19 protein-coding genes, 1 tRNA gene and 1 pseudogene are annotated in these 23,058 nt (G+C 39.3%); 10 read left to right on the top strand and 11 right to left on the bottom strand.

Translation table 11 applies throughout. The features are described from left to right. Nucleotides 1-2 precede the first annotated feature (2 nt). The 3 genes from KV40_RS01570 (at nt 3) to purN (ending at nt 7,833) form a co-directional block, all read left to right on the top strand. Nucleotides 3-6,038, top strand: coding sequence for a putative Ig domain-containing protein (locus KV40_RS01570; RefSeq protein WP_036477224.1), 6,036 nt, complete (start codon nt 3-5; stop codon nt 6,036-6,038). Nucleotides 6,039-6,139: 101 nt separating this feature from the next. Next, nucleotides 6,140-6,652 (top strand): hypothetical protein, encoded by a 513-nt coding sequence (locus tag KV40_RS01565; RefSeq protein WP_036477220.1) that lies wholly within the window; start codon nt 6,140-6,142, stop codon nt 6,650-6,652. Nucleotides 6,653-7,182: 530 nt separating this feature from the next. Continuing rightward, on the top strand, nt 7,183-7,833 hold the full coding sequence (purN, locus tag KV40_RS01560; protein ID WP_036477218.1) for a phosphoribosylglycinamide formyltransferase: 651 nt from the start codon (nt 7,183-7,185) through the stop codon (nt 7,831-7,833). Here the strand turns inward: purN and KV40_RS01555 are convergent. Next, nucleotides 7,786-8,541 (bottom strand): alpha/beta hydrolase, encoded by a 756-nt coding sequence (locus KV40_RS01555; protein WP_052055252.1) that lies wholly within the window; start codon nt 8,539-8,541, stop codon nt 7,786-7,788. The two genes, purN and KV40_RS01555, sit on opposite strands and share 48 nt — an antisense overlap. 441 nt (nt 8,542-8,982) lie before the next feature. On the opposite strand from KV40_RS01555, the gene KV40_RS01550 reads away from it, so the two are divergent. The 3 genes from KV40_RS01550 (at nt 8,983) to KV40_RS01540 (ending at nt 10,257) form a co-directional block, all read left to right on the top strand. Beyond that, nucleotides 8,983-9,204 (top strand): hypothetical protein, encoded by a 222-nt coding sequence (locus tag KV40_RS01550; RefSeq protein WP_036477216.1) that lies wholly within the window; start codon nt 8,983-8,985, stop codon nt 9,202-9,204. A gap of 71 nt (nt 9,205-9,275) precedes the next feature. Next, a complete protein-coding gene (locus tag KV40_RS01545) occupies nt 9,276-9,473 on the top strand; it encodes a hypothetical protein (RefSeq protein WP_036477213.1) in 198 nt (65 codons plus the stop codon). Nucleotides 9,474-9,570: 97 nt separating this feature from the next. Beyond that, on the top strand, nt 9,571-10,257 hold the full coding sequence (locus KV40_RS01540) for a Crp/Fnr family transcriptional regulator (RefSeq protein ID WP_036477211.1): 687 nt from the start codon (nt 9,571-9,573) through the stop codon (nt 10,255-10,257). A 60-nt stretch (nt 10,258-10,317) separates the two neighbouring features. On the opposite strand, the gene KV40_RS31705 is transcribed toward KV40_RS01540, so the two are convergent. Continuing rightward, nucleotides 10,318-10,770 carry a hypothetical protein gene (locus KV40_RS31705; protein WP_052055251.1) on the bottom strand — a complete coding sequence of 151 codons (453 nt, stop codon included), beginning with the start codon at nt 10,768-10,770 and terminating at the stop codon, nt 10,318-10,320. Between the two features lie 27 nt (nt 10,771-10,797). After that, nucleotides 10,798-11,358: a thioredoxin family protein gene (locus tag KV40_RS01530; RefSeq protein WP_036477208.1), complete on the bottom strand. Its 561-nt coding sequence runs from the start codon at nt 11,356-11,358 to the stop codon at nt 10,798-10,800. 61 nt (nt 11,359-11,419) lie between these two features. Between KV40_RS01530 and KV40_RS01525 the strand changes: the two genes are divergently transcribed. Further along, a complete protein-coding gene (locus KV40_RS01525; protein WP_036477205.1) occupies nt 11,420-11,824 on the top strand; it encodes an NIL domain-containing protein in 405 nt (134 codons plus the stop codon). A 57-nt stretch (nt 11,825-11,881) separates the two neighbouring features. On the opposite strand, the gene trpA is transcribed toward KV40_RS01525, so the two are convergent. The 3 genes from trpA to ndhL are packed head-to-tail and all read right to left on the bottom strand — an operon-like array spanning nt 11,882 to nt 13,296. Then, the gene (gene trpA / locus KV40_RS01520) at nt 11,882-12,685 is read right to left on the bottom strand and encodes a tryptophan synthase subunit alpha (RefSeq protein WP_036477202.1); all 804 of its coding nucleotides are present in this window, start codon (nt 12,683-12,685) and stop codon (nt 11,882-11,884) included. A gap of 37 nt (nt 12,686-12,722) precedes the next feature. Next, nucleotides 12,723-13,055, bottom strand: a complete 333-nt coding sequence (locus tag KV40_RS01515; protein WP_036477200.1) for a DUF3007 family protein — start codon at nt 13,053-13,055, stop codon at nt 12,723-12,725. Nucleotides 13,056-13,062: 7 nt separating this feature from the next. After that, nucleotides 13,063-13,296 (bottom strand): NAD(P)H-quinone oxidoreductase subunit L, encoded by a 234-nt coding sequence (ndhL, locus tag KV40_RS32955; protein WP_072013750.1) that lies wholly within the window; start codon nt 13,294-13,296, stop codon nt 13,063-13,065. A 116-nt stretch (nt 13,297-13,412) separates the two neighbouring features. Here ndhL and KV40_RS01510 point away from each other — a divergent pair. Then, a tRNA-Leu gene (locus KV40_RS01510) sits at nt 13,413-13,499 on the top strand. Nucleotides 13,500-13,870: 371 nt separating this feature from the next. Here KV40_RS01510 and KV40_RS01505 read toward each other — a convergent pair. Continuing rightward, nucleotides 13,871-14,983, bottom strand: a complete 1,113-nt coding sequence (locus KV40_RS01505) for an RNA polymerase sigma factor, RpoD/SigA family (protein WP_036477198.1) — start codon at nt 14,981-14,983, stop codon at nt 13,871-13,873. A 947-nt stretch (nt 14,984-15,930) separates the two neighbouring features. Between KV40_RS01505 and priA the strand changes: the two genes are divergently transcribed. After that, on the top strand, nt 15,931-18,465 hold the full coding sequence (gene priA / locus KV40_RS01500) for a primosomal protein N' (protein WP_036477285.1): 2,535 nt from the start codon (nt 15,931-15,933) through the stop codon (nt 18,463-18,465). Nucleotides 18,466-18,564: 99 nt separating this feature from the next. Here the strand turns inward: priA and KV40_RS01495 are convergent, their stop codons facing one another. Further along, complete coding sequence (locus tag KV40_RS01495) at nt 18,565-19,671, bottom strand: DNA topoisomerase IB (RefSeq protein ID WP_036477195.1); 1,107 nt, start codon at nt 19,669-19,671, stop codon at nt 18,565-18,567. A 292-nt stretch (nt 19,672-19,963) separates the two neighbouring features. Then, nucleotides 19,964-20,374: pseudogene (locus KV40_RS01490) on the bottom strand (transposase); the annotation flags it as partial. 46 nt (nt 20,375-20,420) lie between these two features. Between KV40_RS01490 and KV40_RS01485 the strand changes: the two are divergent. Further along, nucleotides 20,421-20,633 (top strand): hypothetical protein, encoded by a 213-nt coding sequence (locus KV40_RS01485; protein ID WP_052055249.1) that lies wholly within the window; start codon nt 20,421-20,423, stop codon nt 20,631-20,633. 110 nt (nt 20,634-20,743) lie between these two features. Here the strand turns inward: KV40_RS01485 and KV40_RS01480 are convergent, their stop codons facing one another. After that, the gene (locus KV40_RS01480) at nt 20,744-22,168 is read right to left on the bottom strand and encodes a DUF3084 domain-containing protein (protein ID WP_036477192.1); all 1,425 of its coding nucleotides are present in this window, start codon (nt 22,166-22,168) and stop codon (nt 20,744-20,746) included. 83 nt (nt 22,169-22,251) lie between these two features. Continuing rightward, nucleotides 22,252-22,929, bottom strand: coding sequence for a global nitrogen regulator NtcA (gene ntcA, locus KV40_RS01475; RefSeq protein WP_036477190.1), 678 nt, complete (start codon nt 22,927-22,929; stop codon nt 22,252-22,254). Between the last annotated feature and the right edge of the window lie 129 nt (nt 22,930-23,058).

The following is a 23,058-nucleotide window of genomic DNA, read 5'->3' as shown; positions in this document are numbered from 1 at the left end:
CTATGTTCGGTATTACAGATACCGATTCCTTCGGTTACAAATTTATTGGCGGAATAGTTGACACCATTGACGGTAGTGAAGTTGGAGTTGTCGATACGGTATTAGGATTTAACGGTTTAGATTTACAAATACTCGACGGCAGTGATATAAACTTAGGCTTAACTATAGATGAAAGTCAGTTTACATATTTACAAAAAGATGATGGATACAGTATTAGCTATGACGGAACAATTGATGTCTTAGCAATCCTTAAAGTCTTAGTTAATGAAACAGGATTGATTAGTTTACCCGATGAATTTGCTCTTAATGTTGAAGGTTTCGCAGTTGATTATACTAAAACTGCAACTCAAGAAATTACTGACATCAGTATCGGAGCAGTTAGTAACACCGATAGCGGTCTAGATTTAGCTGCCATGTTTGGCATCAGCGATCCTAATTCCTTTGGTTACAAATTAATTGGCGGGATAGTTGACACCATTGATGGTAGCGAAGTTGGAGTTGTCGATACGGTATTAGGGTTTAATGGTTTAGATCTAGCAGTAGATAGGAACTTAGAAACAAATGAAATTGATTTAGATTTAGATTTTGCGATCGATGACAATTTACTAACCTACAATCAAACAGCCAATAATAAATACGAACTAAGTTATGACGGAACAATTGATGTTTTAGCTCTAGTCAGGGTATTAATCAATCAAACAGGATTAATTGCTTTACCTGATGAATTTGCCTTTAATATTGAAGGATTTGACGTTGCACTAGAGCTAAATAACCAACAAGAAATTGTCGATTATGAATTAGATATCAATAAAGTTTCTCAAGAAACTATTGTTAATTTGTTTGATTCATTAAGTCTGCCTGAATTTATCGATCGCTTTATCGAGGCGATCGCAGGTGATTTACAGTTAATCCTTACCGACGATTCATTCCAGCTTTATTATCGAGATACGTTAAGAGTCGATACAGTTTTAGAAAGCATTGCTATTGCATTGGGAATTAATTTAGATTTACCAACATTGGCAGTAAGCAATCCTAGTCTAACTCTTGGCAAAGATGGAGATGAAACTACCTTTGAATTATTAATTCCTGAAATAGATGCTGCTAGCTTCCTTACTTCATTTATTGATTCTCTTGGCATTGATGTACCTTCGAGTATTAAAGATCGATTGAGTGAAATTGGTATTGTAAGTGTAAATCTTTCTGACGATGGAATGTTATTAGCCTATCAAGACGAGCTAGTAATTGACTTTGGTAAAATATTCAGTTTTGGCGGCTCGATAAAAGCAGTTGAAGATATTATTGATACCCTTGCTACTGTTATTTTTGGTAGCGAACAACTTGTTATCAATAGTACTCAGGAATTTGGTATTTTCAATGAAAATGGCGTTACCGAAATTTATTTGAGTTCTGCCCTTAACGGCAATAAATTATCATTTACCTTCTCAGAAGAAAAGACCAGCTTTGGGTTTGAATTACCAGAACTTGATTTTGGTTTCTTGGGAATAGATCCATTATTTGGTGGAATCAAAATAAATCAAGCAGAATTATTCATGACCGATAAAACTGAAGTGAGAACCCTGGAAACTATAGGTGAATTAACTATGGTAAAAGGTGTTAACTTACTCGGGCAAATAGATTTTACTCAAGCTGAAGGTATAATCGGTCAGTTCATCAACGAATACTTGGGTATAGATTCGTTAGCCGCTCATATGGGAATAGACCCTGAAAATAGTTTGAGCTTAACTGGAAAAGCGATTCTTGACATTCCTTTGATTCCGATTGGCAATATTATACCTATCGGCGATCTGAAATTAACCCTAAAAGAACTCAATTTAGGGGTAGATGCCGATTTTGTCGCTCAAGACTATGGTTTTACTATCGGGGGTGGTGTCACTTTAGAGGGATACGATCCTTTCCAAGTCAACGAACCCTTATTGCGGTTAGATGGTGGTCTGACTGTTGGCATTAACCTGATATCTCAAGCCCCCACCTTTACAGGCTTCTACAGCCTGAAAACTGGGGAAACCTGGTCAAATGTCTTTGGCATTCCCGATACAGAAATTCGTACTTTCGCTATGGAGTTAGGTGGTGCTATTCAAATAGTTCCACTACCTATAGCAGCAGGTGCGCCCGTTCCGACTCCAGTTCCCAGACCCGACAATCTTGGCTTTATTACCAACTTCCGTTGGGGTACAATCGATGTCGATTTGGCTTTGAAAGTCGATATCGATAATCCCACCGATATTGCAGGAAGCTTCACAATCTATGAGCCTGTTGGCTTGACCCAGCTATTTACAGGTCCAGTATCGCCCTTTATCAGTGCCGTTGATAGTCAAGTTATCGATGAGACTATTGCTTTTATAGATAAAATTGTTAACGCCAAAATTGTATCTACTGATGGCGACGGAGACGGCAAGCTAGATCCTATCGTTCAGTTTGTCCCCTTTGAAACAGATATTGCAGGAATTCCTTTAGATAGAGGACTTGGCATCAATGCCGAATTTTCGGGTTACGGAGCAAGTGCGGCATTGTCGTTACAAAGTAATGCTAATTACACCAGTTTTGCAGGTAGTTTGACCATTCCCGAAATCGCGATCGCCTTTGAAGACCAACCTTTACTTACCTTGAGTGGTTCTTCAGACGACACCTTAAACCTCGAATTTAAAGCAAGTTTATTAGAAACTTATCTTAGAGGTGATGGACGCTTAGAAATGTTTGGTCGAGAAGTCGCTCAAACAGACTTCTCGATTACTCCCACCCGAATAGATATTACAGAGCTAGACCTCGACTTAGGAAAATTAATTACCCTTGATATTAATGACTTTTTCCTTGACATAATTACTTTCAGCGGTGGCGGCGAAGTAGATCTAACTATTCTCAATCAACGAATTGCCGATGCCTCTTTCAGTATCGAAAACGGAACTAAATACAACCTAGATATCGAGCAGCTAGGATTTGGCAACCTTCTCGCTCTGCGAGACGTAGATTTAAGTTTAGATTTTACTCAATTTGATGCTTCGGGTACGAGTAATATAGTCTTGTTGGGTCGAGAAATTCTAGGAAGCTCTTTTAGTATCGATGATAATGGTCTTAACCTTAGTTCCTATGCAAGTTTTAATTTCGCTTCATTGGGTAATATCAACTCAGATTTGTCACTGAGTTTAGATAAAGCAGGATTTAGTATGCGAGGCGACACTGACATCTCCCTTGCTGGTATAGAAGTCAATCTTGGCTTTATCAAACAACGTCTAGGTGGTTTGGATTTTGAAGCGCAATTAATGTTAGAAGCAGATCTTAGTGGATTGAGAGGGGGTATAGAAGATCTTGAGTTTGAGGTATTTGGCAAAAAAGTCGGCTCTTACGACCTCACTTTTGACACTGGAATTTTAATCGATAGTTGGGACGATCTTGTTGAAGAAGTCTATGATTCGGCTAAAGATAAAGCCCTAAGTGCTGCTAAAAGAATATTTTCTCCGCCCAAAAAAGTCGTTCAAGGCATTAGAAATGTATTTAGAAGACTATTTAATGGTTATATTGATGGTGCAGAAGTTTGGTTAGACCTCGATAATGATGGCTTATTAGACTCAGAAGAACCTGCTGGAATTACTAAAGTTGATGGCTCTTTCGTTCTAGAAACTGCCGAAGACTTCGACCTATCTGGAGCAGTCATTCGCTCTATGGGTGGTATTGAGACTGCAACTGGTTTACCTGTTGTAGGAGTTATGTCTGCACCCGCTAGCGGTAATATCACCCCTTTAACTTCTCTAATTCAAGGCTCGATCGATGGGGGAGCGACCTTAGCCGAAGCCACAGAAAATGTTAGAACTGCCTTGGGTATTTCTTCTAATGTCGATCTGCTCGACTTCAATCATGTGGACGAAGCTCTCAATGGCAATCCCGATGCTCGTAATGTCTTATTAACAGTTAACACCGTCCAGGGAATTATATCTGGAGTTCTCAACTTGTTAGCAGGGGCTGCTGGTGGCACGATGGATAGCCAAGATGCTGCTGCCAATCTACTTCTAAGCAACGCAGCCTATTCGTCACTAGCAGAGCTGGTTGATGGCGACACTTTCAATCCAGAAGACTTAGAAGATCCTAGCCAATTAGAAGGAGTCATTCGCAGCGCAGCAACAACGGCGCAAACTCAAGCCCAACAGCAGGGTGTAACTCTAGAAATTGACGACACTGTAATTGATGACATTGCTACTAATGCAGCAGGAGTATTAGCTGCGGGAGCAACTAAGAAGCGGCTCCTCAGTGAAGAATCTGCTGATGGTATGGATTTGTTTACCAGAATTAATCAGGCTAAGTTCATTTCTAATGGGGAAGAAGCAAATGCTCTAAATAATTTTGCTCTGGGTAACGTTGACGAAGCAGATATTCTGGCTCTGGCAGATACTAGCGAAACCGCACTGCAAGCAATTAGAGATGTCAATCTCAAACCTCAGTTGGCAGGAATCCTCGATTTATACTTAATTGGCGAGCAAAAAGTCATCGATCTTCCTATTACCCTGTTTGATTTTGAAACTCCTTACGAAGAATTAAATATTACCATTACCTCCGATAATCCAACTTTATTACCAAGTGAAAATATCTCAATTGCTCCTGGTAGTAACCCACAGGAAGCTCTCTTTAGCGTTTCTCCTCTAGATGGAGAGACAGGAGAGGCAACTGTTAATATTACCGTCGAAGATGCTAACGGCAACAGTATTAGTGAAGAAATTACTGTAACCGTTGAAAGTGATGTTGCACCTATATTTACCAAAACCCCAAATACAACTGTATTGACATCCAGAGATGCCGAACTAGGTTTGATTGTTACCGATCTAGATGCGGATGACGGTAACGGTAGCGATACAGACTTGAGCGTTTCCTATTCTATTGTGGACGGAAACAATTTGGATGGAGACGACCTCGAACCTTTTGATATTGGCATCGATGGGGAAATTATCGTCACCGATCCTGACGATCTGGCTCTGGCAGATCCCATAACGCCATTTAGTTTAACGGTAGAAGTCAATGATGGGGTTTACACTACTCAAACCGATGTTGCTATCCGAATTAACGATGCTCCCACAGTCGCTAATGCTATAGCAGATCGCAGCATTCAAGTAGGAAAATCCTTAAACTTCCAATTTGCTGCCGATAGCTTTGCAGATATCAACCAAGACAATCTAACTTACACTGCTACCCTGGCAGATGGTTCGGATTTACCGACCTGGCTCGATTTTAATCCCGATACTCGCACCTTTAGCAGCAATAGCAATCCTAAAAACAAAGATGTTGGCGTTCTAGAAATTGTGGTCACTGCTAGTGATGGAGAAAGTTCGGTTAGCGATCTGTTCGAGCTTGCAGTTGTTAACACAGTAGTAGATGACAGCAAAGAACAAAAAGGTAGCGGTGGTAACGATGCCATTGGTGGCGGTGCTGGTAAAGACACTGTCAGAGGTGGTAATGGTGATGATGTCATTAGCGGTAATGATGGCGCAGACCGAATTTTTGGAGATAAAGGTAGCGATCGCCTGGTTGGAGGCGAAGGCAACGACAACCTCGATGGCGGAGACGATGATGACACCCTCTCTGGTGGTTCGGGTAGAGATAATCTCAAAGCTGGAACGGGTAACGATACACTTTATGGCGGTACTGGTAACGATCGCTTGTTCGCTGGCTCGGGAGATGATTTTCTCGACGGTGGAGCGGGAATAGATTACCTTAAGGGAGGAGCGGGTAACGATACACTCTATGGCGGTACTGGCGGCGATCGCCTCAGAGGGAATGAAGGTAATGATGTCTTTGTTCTTACCTTTGGCGATACAGGTAACGTTATCTTTGACTACCAAGATGGCAGCGATAAACTAGCCTTGGAACTCTCCAGTTTTACTACTAATACCGTAGAAGATATCTTTACTAACGAACTCACTATTAGTCAAAACGGCAGTAAGAGTGAAATCTATACCAATGACAATAATTTACTTGTCTCCCTCTCAAACGTCGATTCTTCCAGTCTCACCGTAGAAGACTTTATCGAATTCTAATTTTCTCAATCGAGGCAGTTCGCCAACTGCCCTTATCTTTTCCCGAAATCGCGATTGACTTTTTAGTTCGGTACAACTCAACCAACAATAAACTAAAGATTATGAACATCTATCGTCTTCTGGCTACAACTGGTGCAATAGCAGGAACTTTGTTTCACGCAGTTTCAGCTTACGCTCTTACGTTTTCACTAAATAACTACGATTCTAGCAGTGGAGTTTTTTCTTACGATGTAACTCTCGACCCTAATGAGCCCCTAGAAGCAGGTTTCGATTATATATCCCTAACTAATTTGACGGGAATAACCAATACCAGTGCTGTTGCTCCTTATAGTACAGATGGTTATGACACTACAAGTGCTGATTTTCTTGTATCTACTTCAGTTGATTCTCTATCTCAACCTCAAACTTTTGAAAATGTCATTTCGTTAACTTCAAACAGTCCCCTCGGAACGATCGACTATGAAGCTACATCCGATTTTTTTGCGAATGAATTTAGCTCTACTGCTCAGGGTCCTACAGCGGTTCCTTTCGAGCTTTCACCAGATATCGGGCTGTTTACTATCTTCGGCATTTTTGGGTTAAATTACTACCGCAAGAAGTTTAGAGCTAAATAGTAGATTTTGCTCTTTTAAGGATAGAGCCGAGTATTTATTGTCTAGATCGATCGACACCGCGTGTGCAACTTTTTTGAGCCATTGATTTTATTGGGTTTCAGGCATACAGATTCATTAAAAATCTCCTGAAACTGTTATTCTCTCGTAGAAAGTTGCATATCGCGCGATCGACTGATTTCTAATGACGATCGCTTGAATTTCTTCAACTATAAGTCAAAATTTGACACTTAATTTTTTAAAGCAAAAAACGCCTTCGGAAAAAATTGACATCTAATTTTTTAAATGTAATTTTGGTCTAATTTGGCAAAAAAAAGCTACAAGCTATATGCTGAGATTCTTGTAGAATACCGTGATTTTTGACACTAATTCTTTAAATTGGACAAATAATTCTTTAATCTACACTAAAAATCGTTTTAAAATGATAAACTATTCATCTCGTTTGACAGCGATCGCTCTAAAATTGTAAACTTCACTAGTTATTCTGTCGATCGCTCCAAATACAACTAATTTCTAAATAAAAATAATTTTGAATACCAGTGCTAATCTCTCCTAATTGTTCGCTATCGGAAATAAACCCCAAACAGCCACTTCAACTGGGAATTATGGCATCGGGAAGCGGAACTAATTTTGAGGCTATAGCTAAGGCGATCGCGTCGGGACAATTAAATGCAGAGATAGAAGTTTTAATTTACAATAATCCCCAGGCAAAAGTGCGATCGCTTGGCAAAAAATATAATGTTCCGACAATACTAATCAATCATAGAGAATATAAAACTAGAGAAGACTTAGACCACGCTGTCGTATCTACCCTGCAAAACTACGGTGTTGAGTGGGTAGTAATGGCTGGCTGGATGCGGGTAGTAACTGAAGTATTGATTGCCAGTTTTCCCGATCGCATTATCAATATTCATCCAAGTCTGTTACCTAGTTTTAAAGGCATTCGCGCTGTAGAACAGGCTTTAGCTGCACAGGTCAAAATTACGGGCTGTACGGTGCATTTGGTAAGCCTAGAGGTCGATAGCGGTAAAATTTTGATGCAGGCTGCCGTACCAGTATTGACTGAAGATACACCTGCAACTCTACACGCCAGAATACAGGAACAGGAACACATTATTTTACCACGGGCAATTGCTCTAGCAGCCCTCAAAGGAGCCGACGCGATCGAGAACCTTACTAATTAATGCTGAAATTTGCGAGGCACGATTCATAATCATTAAATGTCCGCCTTTTTCTATTTGCCAATCGGCATTTACGAAAGAAATAGGAAAGACGCGATCGCGCGTTCCGTGAAGATGACAGATATGTTCGGGAACTTCTTCATTGTTCCAGATTACAACCCGATGCACTGCCCACTTCAAAAAATGTGCGTCAGTATCGCTTAAAATTGCCCTGAGTAATTTCTGTTCGTCAACGGTTTCCAAACTAAAAAACCAGTATGCCAGCCAGTACACAAAGCGCAGTAAGCTTTTTAAAGGAATAAGACGGTGAACGGGAAACCAGCGAAATAATCTAAAGTATAGGGGAATTTCTCGTTTGTTTTTCGCACTAGAAACCAAAATTACTTTCTCTACTTCGATTTGTTTGGCAATTTCAATCGCAATTAAACCGCCAAAAGATAGTCCGATCAAAATCGGCTTTTCTGACTTTATTTGCGCCGTCAGACGTTTGGCATAGTCAGCAATTGATTCTCTCGGTTCTGGTTCTACCCAACGTATGTGAACTGGCTGATAACCTTCAAACTCTAACTGTTGAAATACGCGATCGTCGGCACCCAAACCGCTTACACAGTATATATTTTTTAACGAATTTTCTAGCTTTTCTGAGGCTGTTGGTTGAGAATTGTTTTCTAACTCGGCTAACTGCTGTTCTGTTATCTGTTCTGAAGTCATCAATAATCTTAAAGTTTTAAATATTTGCTTTGAAATACTTATTTTTTGCTGGTTTCATTCAACATTATAGTTTTGCTACTTCAAAAATTCTGTTAGATAGCTTACTCAAACTACTAGAACGACTGTTATTGATTTATGGCTCAACTGCGTAAGTCCTGATGAGTTACAAAATTGCCAAAGTGAAGCGTGGCTATCAGTGAAATAGATCTAGACTCGATGTAAATGCGAAGTCCCTTCAGTTGAATTTTTGCAACATCTACTTCTAAAACCAAGAACTTAAAGATTATGTACTATAACGAACTGATTGTTTTTGTGTAGTTGTTTTAAAAAATATTGTAAAATTTGCCTATCTGTACGTTAACGCGCTAAAAGTATTGTTCTTTTGCGTAACAATTGTTAAATAATTCAAGAACCTTTGTTGAAAAAGTCAATATATTTGAAATGAATCGCTCCAACTTTTTTCGTCCTAGATATCACTACTACGGAAAGAATAATCCTAAAAACATTTCTTTTAACACTTACCTACAAGAATTTTCACATAAAATAAGCTATATTTCTAGCTTGGAAACCAACGGCAAACTATCTTCAGATGAAGCTTACCGACAACTCAAACATCTTTGGAAGCAACTAAAAAAAGCTAAAAAGCAAATTTTAACTAAATAGTTAAAAAAAAATAAAATTAGAACGATTGGTTGTATCACAGTCGTTTGATTAATAGTAACAGCTTTTTTAATATGCTTGACGTAAAAACTACAGTGAAAGTTATTTATCCCAAATATGCCAAAGGAATTAAAGGGATAGTTATAGCCAGAGAAGAATCAACTAGACGTTGGTTAGTCAAATTAAATTACCAAGAACGAGAGCGTAGTGAAACCTTGATTTTGTCTTTGAAAGAATTGGATTTTGAAGTAATAGAAAGTGACGACATTTAGCCAACTCAAAGTTCAGTTATAACTTTTTTCGAGCGGCTGCTTTGAGTAAATTCAAGTTATTAACTAATAAATAAAATTTGGCACAATTATCATTTTTATGAAAAATGTTTTGTCTTTTGAAACTAAATTAAGTCAAGCAGTGACTCAGATTGAAAATAAATATTCAAAAACAAGAGTATTAGAGGCAGGTGAAAAGATATTTGACTTTTTAGAACCACAACAAAATATTTATTTTTCTTTGAATGGAATAGTCAAACTTTTTAAAATAGATCGGATAGGCAATGAAATTGCGATTGCTTTACTGCCAGAAAAAAGTTTCTTTGGATTATCATCTTTGCTTTTAGACGAACTAGAACAAAAATACTCTGCTTCGGCTGTAACTCCAGTAAAATTGATTTCTACACCTACTTTTAGAGTACGGCAAGAATTACACAAATCGCCAGAACTATCATCATTAATGATTCGGCAGCTAGTATCGCGACTATTGAATGCTGAAATAACTATTGAATTTTTACGAATGCAAAGATCGCAGACTAGATTAGTTAGCTTTTTATTAATCTTGAGTCGTGATTTTGGAATTAAAACAAATGCTGGAATTGAAATTAACTTGCGATTAAGCCATGAAACTTTGGCTGAAATGACTAGTCTAAGTAGAGTCTCCGTTACCAAATTTTTAGGACAACTAAGGCATCAGCAAATGATTTCTATATACCGACAAAAAATTACCATACACGACCCTAAATATCTGCGTCAATACTATAAAATTCCCGATTTACTAAGCTAAAGCGCACAACAGAAAGCTAATTGCTACTTGCTGCTTTTTACTTCCGCGTAGCGGTATTAGCTATACCCAATCCTCATCGTCTTCAAAATCATCATCAGAAAAAGCCGTGTCAGAACTTATTACAGCGCGATTAGCCTGACTGGCATTTGCTTCGCGATCGCGCTCTGCGCGCTGCCTTCGGCAATCGCCCGATTCTATACTGCTTTCATCTTCAAGATCGTCAAACTCTTCTCTATCTTCATGACTCACAGATGAAACCACAATTTCTGGCAAAATTTCTGAAGGTTTTTGACCGTCTATTTCGCTAATAATTAAATCGTCAATATAACTCAAAAACATATTTCCTCTGGCATCGCAAACAGTTACCAGTCCATAATTTTCGGTATCGTTCTGAGGAAATAGATCGTTGAGAAAACGCGAGGGTAAATTGACTTTACTACCACCGCTAACAGCATTAACAGCTAAAAGAATATATTCACTGCCAGTTTTTTTGTGTTTGACTACGATCGCCATAAATTTATTTTTGCCCTTGGTTTTTAGTTATTTTCCACCGTGATTGCGAGGATCGCTGTTTTTCTGTGTTGCAACCTTATCAAGCTGAGAAACGGCTCCTTTCTCATAAGCATAAGGGATGGGGTTACTAGCAATTAAAGCTTCAAGATCTGCTTCTAGGATCGAACGAGGCTGTTCGCCAATTGCTTCGGCGATCGCTTCACCCTCTCGATCCATAAACACGAAGTGTGGAATTCCATCAACGCGATAGCGCAACATTTCTGGAAGCCATTTATTATTATCGACATTGAGCATGACAAAATTAACCCGATCTTCATAGCTGTTTTCGATGGCTGAAAGATCTTCTGCCATTGCCTGACAGCTAGTACACCAGTCAGCATAGAATTCTGTTAGGGTTGGTTTACCGTTACTCAAAGCATCCTCAAGAGGTATAGAGCGTCGTACTAGAGCTTCAAGAGAACCAGAGTTTGTTTCGCTTTGTAACCCAATAAACAGAGCTACACTTAGTACTACTGCCACGATCGCAATCAGTACGTTTCTAACAGTGCTACTGTTTTTAGATTCATAATCTACTGTAGGTTCGTTCATTAGCTAACTTAGTATATATTCTCATTCCTGTTTTATTGTACTTTTTTATTTCTAACCAGCCATGAAAAAACGGGTAACTCTAACTTTTCCCCGAACTGCCATTCAAATACCAATTACCTATCGTCTGGCAAAAGATTTTAATGTCGCTGCTAATATTATTCGCGCTCAAGTTGCTCCCGATCGCATGGGCAAGCTGGTAGTAGAATTACAGGGTGATATCGATCGCATCGATGAGGCGATCGAATGGATGCGTATGCAAAGCATCAGCGTTTCTTCAGCTAGTGGCGAAATTGTTATCGATGAAGAAAGTTGTGTAGACTGTGGTTTGTGTACTGGTGTCTGTCCTACCGAAGCTTTGATTTTAGAGCCGCAAACTTTTAAACTCAAATTTCGGCGATCGCACTGTATTGTTTGCGAACAATGCGTTCCTACCTGTCCCGTAGGCGCAATTTCTACTAATTTATAGCTAGTTTACCAATGAACAGTGAACATTGCTCATTGCTCATTGTTCATTGTTCATTGTTCATTGCTCATTGATAATAGCTTGTTTGAGATTATGACAAAATTGGGCGATCGCTTCCAATCCTGCTTCTGAATTTTCATCTGCCAGACGCTTGACAAAAGCACTACCGACAATAACTGCATCTGCTCCCCAGTCTTTAATCTGTCGGGCTTGTTCGGGACTGGAAATTCCAAATCCTACCCCAATTGGTTTATCGGTAATCTCTCGCATAGAGGTAAGTAAATCTTTAACTCTAGTAGCAATTTCAGTCCGCGCTCCCGTAACGCCCGTAACCGAAACTAAATAAATAAAACCTTGAGAAGAGTTAGCAATGGTATGTATTCGCTCTTGAGAACTGGTGGGTGCGACTAACAAAGTCACCTCAATCCCCATTTGGTTAGCTGAGGTGAGTAAAGTTTGGGCTTCCTCTAATGGTAAATCGGGAACTACTAAGCCTTTGACTCCTGCGGCTTGAATCTGCTGCATAAATTGCTCTATGCCTCGGTAATAAATAGGATTGTAGTAGGTAAATAAAATAATTGGAGTCTCAATTTTTCTACTTACCGTTTTAACTACATCCAAAACCGCCTCTAAATGTACACCTCGTCCTAAAGCTCTAGTTGCCGCCGCCTGAATTGTCGGACCATCAGCCAGAGGATCGCTATAAGGAACCCCCAGTTCAATTAAATCTGCTCCATTTTGCGCCAAAACTTCTAGGGCTTTAGCCGTAGTTTCTAAGTCAGGATCGCCAGCGGTGATAAAAGGAATTAAGGCACATTCAGATTTTTGACGCAGATGTTTAAAGCGATCGCTAACAGAATTCATCTTGAGATTATTTAATGTTTAATTACCGAAAAATATTTTATTCCGAAGCAGACTCAGAAGAAGCAGAATTTTCTTTTTCTCTTTCTACCTCTGTTTGCAGACGCTCGATTTCTTCTGGACTCATTTCTTCCAGTCGCTTTTGCAAAACGGCATCTTCATAGTCTTTGAGTTGTTGATTGTAAGTCATGTTTTTAGTACCTACTCGGAACAAATAAGTCAAACACCAACCCAATAAGCCAACTACCAACAGAGTTTGAGTCCAGATTCCAGCACTGACGCTGTTTATTCCCAATACTTGCAGCACTAAATAGACGATACCACCCGTTAGAAAAATACCAAAAGCGATCGCGATCGCATCTATTCTTCGCATAGCTTACTTAGGCTTTGAGATCTCGACGTTTGGGACGAAAGTTAAGAAATGGACTGAGTAGTAGCATTCCAGGGAAGCAGAGAAACACAAATAGATACATGATAAATCGCTCGACCGAACTAGCTGTATACCAGCGATTTTTTAAATAGAAATAAACTAAACCTGGCAATACCAGCAAATACGTCCCACTCAAAACCAGGTATATTAGGGCAACTAAATTAGTTTCTGTTAATAGCGTCATCTACTTTTACCAGTAATTTTTTTCTCTAATTTAATCTTAGATGTTAAAGCACAATAAACATACTGTATGATATATTAGGTTCTACCGCAAAAGCTAAGACTGGGTTTTTAAAACTTGGGGGTATGGCGGAATTGGTAGACGCTGCGGACTTAAAATCCGTTGAGCCTTATAAGCTCGTGAGAGTTCAAGTCTCTCTACCCCCACTACTAGCAAGCGATTTTTACGCCTCTTACTGTGACAGGAAGCATAATTTTGCCATTTTGGAAGCTTTATGCTTCCTCTGACTCTTGACAATTTTATGTTTCTTATAATAATTCATATCACACACAATAAGTACGATATTTGATTGTTGTTTTAGTTTATCTAAGCTCGACTTTATCCATAAATTGCCAAGATGTGTAAATCAGTTAAACAGGGAAAATAGTTAAAACATTGGGGCTTTTAAAAGTCAGCCCCTTATAAAATCAGAAAAGTCGCTCGGACAAGAATTTTTACTCCCTAAATGCTTATGCTGTTTTGTTTGTTTTCACTGCATGAAGCTTTTTCTAAAGTGTATGTTCTTAAATTGACATGATTATTGCAACCATCCTTTTAACCGACGAGCTACTTGCGGACGGCGTAACTTTCGCATTGCTTTACTTTGTATCTGACGCACCCTTTCGCGAGATAGATTAAACACCTTACCAACTTCCTCTAAAGTATACGAGCGATCGTTGGTTAGTCCATAACGCAAACAAATAACGTCTTTTTCTCTTTCTGTAAGTACGTCATTAAGAACATCGGTAATTTCCTGACGCATCATCGATTCACTCATGCGTTCTTCAGGTAGCTGCAACTCGCTATCTTCTAATAAATCTACTAACTCGGTATCTTCTGCTTTTCCTACTCGATGATTTAAAGATAGAGATTGACGGCGTAGTTCGAGTAGCTGACGCAATTGTGACAGGGAAATTTTTAATTCTTCAGCCAGTTCGGTTTCATTAGGGTTACGCTGTAGCTGTTGTTTGAGGTGACGCTGTGCCTTTTTAAGCTTATTAAGTTTTTCTACTATGTGAATTGGTAATCGAATAGTGCGAGCATCGTTGGCAATGGTTCTAGTAATTGCCTGCCGTATCCACCAGTAAGCATAAGTAGAAAATTTATATCCTTTATTGGGATCGAATTTTTCTGTAGCTCTATTCAAACCGATCGCGCCTTCTTGAATTAAGTCTAAAAAAGGAACGCCGCGATTGAGATAACGTTTGGCTATAGAAACTACCAGACGCAGATTAGAGCGAATCATTTTGCGTTTGGCAACTCTACCGCGATATAAAATTAGCTTTAACTGACGTTCTGATTCTAAGGTTAAAGCTTGTGATAGTTCTGTCGTACTGGGATTTCTATCTAACTGTTTTTTTAGCTGTTGACGTGTTGCTTCCACTTTAACCATCATTTTGACATCGTTGGCTAAATGAATTTCTTCCTCTGCTGTGAGCAAAGGATAACGAGCCATTTCTTTAAAAAAAGCACCGATATTATCTTCGAGGTTGCTGCGGCGATTACCAGTCAAATAGAAATTATTATCTTCTTCTGAATATTCGGCTTCAACTAATTTTAAATTTTCAGCAGTTGAAGGTTCTTCTTCAATCGTTAGCCCCGCAGCATTAAAGTTATAGCTATCTCGAACGGCTGATTTGGCGGTAGTCATCGGTTGTAAATCCTATTTTATTTTTATTTAAACTTGGCTGCTTATTTTGGATAGATCGATAACCTATCTCAGACAAATCGAACTAGATACCTAGATTTAAGTAAACCTTTTTAGCAAAATGAAAGCTGAATTAGATGTACGGTTGCTAAATATTTACTTTCAAAGTGTAGTCAATTTCCGATCGCTGAAAAAATATGTTAAATCAACTTTTCTTAATATGTTTATAAAGTGACCTGTTTTTATTTCCCCTGACTTTTTAAACCAAAGTAAAATTTATGTATGTAAATACAGTACCAGATGTTTTAAGGGTTTTTGTTTTGTCAGTTACCGAATTGTTATAAATTTTTTTAAAACTCAAGATTAAGTTAAGTGATTTTTGGGATAAAAAGTAATAATCTTGAGTGATAATTGTTACTTAAATAACAAATGTACCTTCAAGACTAATTGCTCGACGACAACAAGCTTTTTATATTGGTAAAACTGTGAGTCTTGGAAAAAGTTGAAACAAGCCGACAAAGCCTTGATTGTATGAGTCTTCTGGCTTGCGAAACTAAACCGATCGAGATAATTTTTAAAAATACTACTGCGACCTGTCTAATATTAATTTTGTGAATGCTTATGTTATAGATTTACCTGAGTTTTTAAGTAAAAATAACTAGTTATTAATTATTTTTATGAATTACATAAAATTTAATCTATGGCATAGACTGTAATAATGTAGTCCGAACTAATTTTGTCAACAAAAAAACTGAAACAGTGTATCCCCCGCACAGAACAAATACTGTATGTTTGCCGAATATTTTTTCTCTAGCTAGCTAATCTACAACGGAGTCATCTATGACCAGACAAAAGTGTAAAATAGTATTCCTGTAAGACAATAGCCAGAAACGCTAGTGAAATCAGATTGTTACCATATATCAGAATCTACAGAATCCTTAGCCAGTGAAATTGCTGCGTCTCGTGCAGAAGAATCTTACCCAACTCGACACACTCAGCTTACTCTCTCAGTTGCCGAACCTAAAATCGTCTATCGATCGCAAACATCACCACAATGGATAGAGGTATTGGTAGATTGTCCTGGAGCAAGGGGATTGTATACATACAGTCTACCGCCAGAGTTGATGGTGCAGTCGGGAGACATTGTCAGCGTACCCTTCGGTATGCAGATAACAGGAGGGATAGTTATTGGTTTTCTGGCATCGCTTCCCGAAAATCTCAAGCTAGAGCAAATTCGCCCTATAGAAGAAGTAATTACTTCTGGTTTTTTTCCTAATAGGTATTGGGAGTTGTTGGGACGTGTGGCAGATTATTACTGTAGCGATTTGTTGAGCGCGATCGCCGTAGCTTTGCCTCCTGGTTTACTGGGGCGATCGCAAAGAAGAATTAGACTCAAAACCGCAGCAATTCCTTCAGGGGCTGAAACTTTTTGTAGTTCGGTAGCGGGGCAAATTTTACAGCTATTAAAACAGCAAAAAGAAGGTGACTACAGCGTTAACTATCTTCGCAGCCAGATTCGAGGCGCAAACAGAGGAATCCGCGAATTAAGTAAGCGAGGTTGGATTGAAGCTTATCTCGAACCACCCAGACGCGCCAAACCCAAGCTCAAAACAGCCATTACTTTGGTTACGAGTAACTTTTTAAACGATCTTAGTTCCAGACAGCGAGAAATATTACAAATCCTAAGTAGCCAGGGAGGAGAGTTGTGGCTACAAGATTTTGTTCGTTTGTGTCGCACTACCTCAACTACAGTCAAAAAGTTAGAAGCAAAAGGCTATGTTAGCTTGAGCGAACGCGAAATTCTGAGAAAAGCTGGAGGAATAGAAGGAGAAGCAGATAGACCCAAACAGCTAAATCAGGCTCAAGCCGAAGCTCTATCAGTAATTAATAACCAACAAAACTATACCCAGATCTTATTACATGGCGTAACGGGTTCGGGTAAAACCGAAGTTTATTTACAGGCGATCGCGCCAATTTTAGAACGAGGACAGTCGGCACTGGTATTGGTTCCCGAAATTGGCTTGACTCCCCAACTGAGCGATCGCTTTACCGCTCGTTTTGGCGATCGGGTTTGTATATATCACAGCAAGTTGTCTGTAGGGGAACGCTACGATACCTGGCGACAAACCGTTCGGGGAGAACCCCAGGTAGTTATCGGCACGCGCTCGGCAATTTTTGCACCGTTACCCAATCTGGGTTTAATTATTTTAGATGAAGAACATGACTCTAGTTTCAAACAAGACCGTCCCGCACCTACTTATCATGCCAGAACCGTAGCTAACTGGCGTGCCGAATTAGAAAACTGTCCTTTGGTGTTAGGTTCGGCTACGCCTTCGTTAGAGACTTTGACTGTATCTTATGGTGGTGAGGATGAAACGGGACAACAAACTATTAACCATTATCTATCTCTACCCGAACGCATTGGTTTTCGTCCCTTACCCAAAGTCGAAATAGTAGATCTCAGACAAGAACTAAATCGCGGTAATCGCTCGATCTTTAGTCAGTCTTTACAGGCTGCGATCGCTCAAATGCAGCAGCAAGGCAGACAGGGAATTTTATTCATTCCCCGTCGGGGTCATAGTACTTTTGTTTCTTGCCGTAGCTGTGGTTACGTTATGGAATGTCCTGATTGTGATGTATCTCTTTCTTATCACTATGCCAGCGAAGGTGCTGCCAAACTATTGCGCTGTCATTACTGCAACTATACTAGCCTCCAGCCTAATCTCTGTCCTGAATGTAGTTCGCCTTATCTCAAGCACTTTGGTAGCGGTACGCAAAAAGTAACTCAAGAATTGAGCAAGTTATTTCCCGAACTAAAGGCGATCCGTTTTGACAGCGATACTACTAGAAATAAAAACGCACATCGTGAGGCGATCGCCAGCTTCATTAATCGCGAGGCAGATGTTTTAGTAGGTACGCAAATGCTTACCAAGGGTTTGGATATTGCAGGAGTAACGGTAGTAGGCATAGTATCTGCCGATGGTTTGCTGCATCGTAGCGATTATCGCGCTGCCGAAAGAGCTTTTCAAACCCTGACTCAGGTAGCTGGTAGGGCAGGTAGAGGTGACGAACCAGGCAAAGTTATTCTGCAAACTTATTCTTCCGAACATCCTGTAGTGCAAGCCGTAGCCGATGGCGACTATCACAATTTCAGTAATGTCGAACTGCAACATCGAGCCGAATTACGCTATCCTCCCTACGGTAAGCTAATTTTAATCAAATTAAGCAGTGTGGATGAAGAAGAAGTAAGAAAAACAGCAGAAATTTTAGCTGACGAATGCTGCGAACGTCTGGGACAATACGCTCAGATTTTAGGTCCCGCACCTGCAAGCATTATGCGTGTAGCTCGTCGCTATCGCTGGCAAATATTACTCAAGTTTGAATTGGAAGTAAAAAATAATTTACCCGATTTAAATGAACTGCGATCGCTTTGCCCTAATTCTGTCAGCATGACTATTGATGTCGATCCGTTAAATATGGATTAATATAATGAACATTGACCATTGAGCAGTTGAAAATGATAAATGCTTAATGCTTAAATGTTTGTTGCCTAGTGCTTAGTTCCTAAAGTCTAAAATAACTTCCTACTTTTTCTGCTGTTCTAAAAAGGACAACATTGCTAGCTCATCGAGTTCTAACAATTCATCAGCCGATGGCACTTGTGTTTTTATGGACTCCAGTGTTTCTAATAACTGTCCTGCCTGATAAGTTTCCAGCACTAAAGGATGAATATAATACTTGCGACAGGTTGCAGGGCGATTTCCCAGACGTTTGGCAACGAGTTTTACAGCATTAACAATATTTTGTTTGGCTTCGGTATCGGACTGAAAATTACCAACATCCTGTAGGGCTATAGCTGCTTCCATCGTTCCCGCCCAGGTGCGAAACTCTTTGGCAGTAAATGTATGTCCCGTAATTGTTTCGAGATACTGATTGACATCACCCGAATCGACCTGTTGTTTGTTACCGTCATCATCAAAATACTGAAATAGCTGATAGCCAGGAATTTCCTGACAGCGTTTGATGGCGCGTGCCAGACGGCGATCGCGCAATTCGATCTCGTGCTGTATACCACTCTTACCAGTAAACTCGAAGCAGACCTTATGCTTAAAAATTTCTACATGGCGATTGCGTAATGTCGTCAAACCAAAGGATGAGTTTTGCCGCGCATATTGAGGATTACCAACTCGAATCAAAGTCTCATCTAGTAACCTTACCACTACTGCTAAAATTTTTTCTCGCGTTAATTTGCGCTTACGTAAATGGGAATCGTATTGCTTCCGAATTAACGGTAGTGATAAACCAAAGGGAATCAGGCGGGCAAATTTGGCTTGACTGCGTAGCTTGCGCCATTCTGGATGATAGCGGTATTGTTTGCGTCCTTTGTCGTCTCTTCCCGTCGCTTGTAAATGTCCTTTGGGATCGAGACAAATCCACACCTCTTGCCAGGCAGGGGGAATATTTAAAGCTTTAAACCGTTCGATAAGTTTTGACTCGCTAACGCGCTCGCCTTGGCTGTCAAAGTAACTAAAGCCACGTCCCCAGGGTTTGCGAGTAAATCCTGGCTGGCGATCGCTTACATAATGTAAATCCGCAGTTTTAGCAGCGGCTTCGGGATTAGTTATTAGGTCGGTAGCTAACTTTTCTGCAATTAGTTGGCGATGGTCTTTTATTGAAGCTGGTATCTGCATACAATCTTTTCTTTACAGGTCGAAAAAATTTAACTAATAAAAGGATTCGACCGAGCTAGCTGTTTGATTAAATAAGATTTGTTAATAATTTAAACAAAAATCAACTACTCTAGCATCTGTCATCTGGAACGAGTTAATGTCTACCTTTGGAAAGATTTGCTTTGTAACTATGTGCTACCAAGGTTTTCGTTTGTGTTTGTGGCGACTGTCACGTTTTTAATACAGTTCGATCGCGATTTCTAAAATATTACGGTTCTTCAGTAAACACTATGCCTAACTAATAGTTAAATTGCTAAATTAATAAAACTCTATTACGAAAGTTATTAAAGTTTCTAAAGCCGTATGCCGACCGTTTTATTAGCTTTAATTTATTATTAATTCCTTCCACTGTACCATTGGTTATTCTCTCGTCAAAGTAAGCAATTATTTCCCCTATCCATCTGATAATTGTCTTTTTACTTTCTGGATAATATTCTCCTGCTTCTTTTAACCAATCACTTATTTTTAGTAGTCCAGTTAAACTATTTTGCTTTTTTTCTAATATATCCCGAAATTTTTCTTTTAATTTGTGCATTTTTTCGAGAATTGGATAGAGTTTTTTTACTGCTTGCAATTTTTGTTGCTGTTTCTCATTTAAATTACATTCATTTATTTGTTTCATCACCTGAAATCTATCTGCTACCACTTCCGCATTCGGCATTAATCAGTTAGGTGGCTTGGAAAAAACGCAATGTCTAATTAAATTTACCGTGTTAATTTCACAAGTAATAACCGAAGAATATGTAAAAAGCAAAGTTATTGCCAATAATGCTGCTTTTTCTCGATTTGGTTTAACCAACTGCGGAATAATGTTGCTTGCGGAAAATAAATACTTGGTTTTAACTGGCGACTTACAACTACATTATTATTTAAAAGCATTTGGTATTGATACAGTTAACTTTAATAATTTGCGATCGCTCTAAAAATTTGATGCTGGCGATCGCACCAGGTAATTTTCTAGCCTAACTAGATGAGTTTGAGAAAGATCGAAACGACAGTGTTTTGAGAACTATAGATATGTAAGCGATCGCAATTAAATTTTAAACATGACTTTACCGTTTTGTACTACTTCTAAGTTGAGTTTGAGCGTCTGTGCGGTATAGGCATTTTCAGCGACGATCGCTCTAATTTCTCCCAAAGATTCATCGGATGCGGCTATTTTATCGATAAATCTTACTAAGGTAGCTATTTCACCATCGCCAATTTGAATATCACCCAGAACTCCTGCTCTTTGTGCGCGAAATTTAGAGGCAGAAAGTAACCAGTCTAGTCTATCTTGTACTTTTCCAGGAGTTTTATCTTCAGCGTCAAGAGAGACTGTAGCAATTTCTTCACCTGCTTTAAAAATTCTTTTATTTGGAACTAGATCGGCGAATACTCTTACTTCAGGCTCTCCTCTAACGTAGTTGCCAGCCGATAAAATACGTAGAACATAATCTCGACCATCTTTAATTTCTGCTGCTAATTGTTCTACTTGAGCATTAGTAATTTTAACGATTCTTTGTTCTGACGATTCGTCGAGCATAAATGCTTCACTTACATTGCTATTAGCCTGTTGCAATAAACGATCTATTGCCAAAACCGCAGCATCGGGATCGACGATCCGAACTGTAGCTGAAGCCAGAACTTGTCCCCTCAAAATAGCAATTTGTCTTTCTCGCAACTCTTGATAGTTTTGATAGTAGCGTTCGAGAACTGCCACTTCTCGCTCTAAATACTTTAGTTCCGATTCGAGATTTTGCAGGCGATTGGTTCTGGTTTCCAAATCTCTGTTTTTGCTCGCGATTTCTCGATCTAACTCTACAATCGAACTGTCTCGCTGACGAATTTTTGTTTGTAAAACCTGCTGTTGTGTTTCTAGCTGCTTTAGACGTGTTTCTCTTTGCTCTAAAGTGCGATCGCGTGCTTCGATTTCTCGCTCTCTTTGTTTTAGTTGAGTCTGAAGTTGTTGACTTTGCCCTTTTAGCCGATCTAATTGCTTTAACTGTTTGGCTCTTTCGTCTAACAGCGTATTTAACTCCGAACGTAGTTTTGCGGCTCGTTGCGATATGGTAACTAACTGCTGTTTGGACTGTATATAATCCTGTTCGATGGCTTTTAGTTTTTCTGTAGCGGCTATTTGCTGGTTTTTTACAGTGGTTAGTTCGCTAGTAGCCTGTTGTTTTTCATTCTCGGCACTAGCCAATTCTTTTTTTGTCTGTCTTAAATCGTAGAGAATATCATCCAGTTGAAATATACCCTTACGTAAAGACTTACTCAAACTGAATAAAATGCCTAACGTAGAAGCAGAAATCAACATTCCAGTAATCACGGTAACGATCGCTGCCGTCTGGCGAGGACGAAGATTAAACAGTCTCAGTCTGGCTTTACCGACTTTGGTTCCCAAGCGATCTCCCAATGCCGCAATTAAACCTCCTAAAACGAAAATCGCCGCAATCAGGATATAACCACTGGTCATTTTTAGCTGTAAGTTTTGAGTTAGATCTTTTACTTATACTCTATTCGGTAACACTTTTTAACTGCAAATTTCAACTGTTTAACTCAGGCAAATTGTTGGCTCAAAGCTACGGGGTTGTGTACGGTAATCTTTTTTTTGTGAATTGAAATCATGTCGCGATCTCTTAAGTCTCCTAATAAACGAGTGACCGTAACGCGAGTCGAACCAATAGCTTCGGCGATCGCCTGATGTGAAAGTTTGAGATCGATTCTAATTCCTTCAGTAGTAGGGATACCAAAATCGCGACAGAGAATTAGCAAAAAGCTAACCAAACGCGAACCCATGTCCCTATGAGCTAGTGTTTCAATCATCATTTCAGTCTGCAAAATTCGCGATGATAACCCCTTTAGCATTAACATCGATAATTCTGGGTTTTCTTTAAGAGCTTGCTCTACGTGTTCGATTGGTGCTGAAAGTAGCTCGACCGAAGTAAAAGCAACTGCATGATAGAAGCGATCGCTCTTTTGACCCGTAATCAACGACAGTACGCCAAACACGCTATTTTCTCGCAATAATGCTACGGTAATTTCTTCTCCTGCTTCGTATACGCGGGAGAGTTTGACTGCACCTTTAAGTAAAAAATAAACTCTTTCGGCAGGATCTCCTGGAAAAAATATGGTTTTTCCTCGCTCGAAATTTTCAACAATTGGTGGAAAAGAGCCTCTTCCAAGTTTGCGAAATACAGATGCTAATGGTTGGTTTTGCGTTAGAGATAGTTCCATAAAACTTACCAATGCTTAGTACTAATAATTGTTTAATATTGACATAAAGCCAGAATAAATTAAAGATTTTTGTTATGTATGTACCTTTTGGTTTTTTTGTCTTGACAGTTTGAATAGTGAGAAATTGCT

It is taken from the genome of Myxosarcina sp. GI1, from assembly GCF_000756305.1.
GTDB lineage: Bacteria > Cyanobacteriota > Cyanobacteriia > Cyanobacteriales > Xenococcaceae > Myxosarcina.
This window is presented reverse-complemented; position numbering and strand designations above follow the sequence as displayed.

Bases quoted from the DNA above. Each gene is read 5' to 3' on its own strand.
- KV40_RS01495 (WP_036477195.1), bottom strand. From the start codon at position 19,671: ATGCAGATACCAGCTTCAATAAAAGACCATCGCCAACTAATTGCAGAA.
- KV40_RS01545 (WP_036477213.1), top strand. From the start codon at position 9,276: ATGCTTGACGTAAAAACTACAGTGAAAGTTATTTATCCCAAATATGCC.
- ntcA (WP_036477190.1), bottom strand. From the start codon at position 22,929: ATGGAACTATCTCTAACGCAAAACCAACCATTAGCATCTGTATTTCGC.
- KV40_RS01515 (WP_036477200.1), bottom strand. From the start codon at position 13,055: ATGCGAAGAATAGATGCGATCGCGATCGCTTTTGGTATTTTTCTAACG.
- KV40_RS01565 (WP_036477220.1), top strand. From the start codon at position 6,140: ATGAACATCTATCGTCTTCTGGCTACAACTGGTGCAATAGCAGGAACT.
- KV40_RS01525 (WP_036477205.1), top strand. From the start codon at position 11,420: ATGAAAAAACGGGTAACTCTAACTTTTCCCCGAACTGCCATTCAAATA.
- KV40_RS01555 (WP_052055252.1), bottom strand. From the start codon at position 8,541: ATGACTTCAGAACAGATAACAGAACAGCAGTTAGCCGAGTTAGAAAAC.
- trpA (WP_036477202.1), bottom strand. From the start codon at position 12,685: ATGAATTCTGTTAGCGATCGCTTTAAACATCTGCGTCAAAAATCTGAA.
- KV40_RS01570 (WP_036477224.1), top strand. From the start codon at position 3: ATGTTCGGTATTACAGATACCGATTCCTTCGGTTACAAATTTATTGGC.
- KV40_RS01505 (WP_036477198.1), bottom strand. From the start codon at position 14,983: ATGACTACCGCCAAATCAGCCGTTCGAGATAGCTATAACTTTAATGCT.
- KV40_RS31705 (WP_052055251.1), bottom strand. From the start codon at position 10,770: ATGGCGATCGTAGTCAAACACAAAAAAACTGGCAGTGAATATATTCTT.
- ndhL (WP_072013750.1), bottom strand. From the start codon at position 13,296: ATGACGCTATTAACAGAAACTAATTTAGTTGCCCTAATATACCTGGTT.
- KV40_RS01540 (WP_036477211.1), top strand. From the start codon at position 9,571: ATGAAAAATGTTTTGTCTTTTGAAACTAAATTAAGTCAAGCAGTGACT.
- KV40_RS01550 (WP_036477216.1), top strand. From the start codon at position 8,983: ATGAATCGCTCCAACTTTTTTCGTCCTAGATATCACTACTACGGAAAG.
- KV40_RS01530 (WP_036477208.1), bottom strand. From the start codon at position 11,358: ATGAACGAACCTACAGTAGATTATGAATCTAAAAACAGTAGCACTGTT.
- KV40_RS01480 (WP_036477192.1), bottom strand. From the start codon at position 22,168: ATGACCAGTGGTTATATCCTGATTGCGGCGATTTTCGTTTTAGGAGGT.